The sequence below is a fragment of the Gilliamella sp. Fer4-1 genome (assembly GCF_001690515.1).
In the GTDB taxonomy this organism is placed as follows: domain Bacteria; phylum Pseudomonadota; class Gammaproteobacteria; order Enterobacterales; family Orbaceae; genus Gilliamella; species Gilliamella apicola_C.
In genome coordinates this window covers 1-644 of record NZ_LZGZ01000286.1, presented here as the reverse complement: position 1 = coordinate 644, position 644 = coordinate 1, and the positions used below count along the sequence as shown (strand labels likewise).

The window sequence follows — 644 nt, the reverse complement described above, 5'->3', positions numbered from 1 at the left end:
TTTTATACTGGTATTATTTTTCTATGCACATTTGGTGGCAATTTTATCTTTTTGATATTGATTGAGCGGTGTTTTCCTTCGCAAGCTTCAAGTACAGTTCAAACTTATGAATCTCGCTTTAAAATGATCTTAGAGTCATTACGTGTTTGCATTGCGCTAGCTCTTGGTTTTGTTGTGGGGTTATTGCCACTTTTTATTTGGCAATATAGCGAAGATATTACCAAGGTTGTACTCGTTTTTTTATTGCTATTAATTGGAATTCAACTACGTAGCAATAATATTTCACTAAAACAAATTTTGCTCAATAAAGTGGGGATCGTGACAACGATTATAGTTGTCATTAGTGCATTTTTAGGTGGTATTATTGCTGCATTAATATTAGGCCAACCAATACATGTTGGGTTAGCAATGTCATCAGGATTTGGTTGGTATTCGTTATCGGGCATCTTAATGACTGAAGCTCATGGACCAATTATTGGTAGTACTACTTTTCTAAACGACATTTTGCGTGAACTATCTGCTATCATATTAATTCCAACCTTAATAAAACGCTATAAATTTACCGCACTTGGTTTATGTGGCGCCACCTCAATGGATTTCACATTACCAATGTTGCAAAAAGGAGCAGGGGTAACCATAGTGCC

1 protein-coding gene is annotated in these 644 nt (G+C 35.6%); it reads left to right on the top strand.

Annotated elements, in window-relative coordinates; translation table 11 throughout:
* Positions 1–644, top strand: a 644-nt coding sequence (locus tag A9G30_RS09890; RefSeq protein ID WP_065588845.1) for a lysine exporter LysO family protein, incomplete at both ends; no start/stop codon positions are given.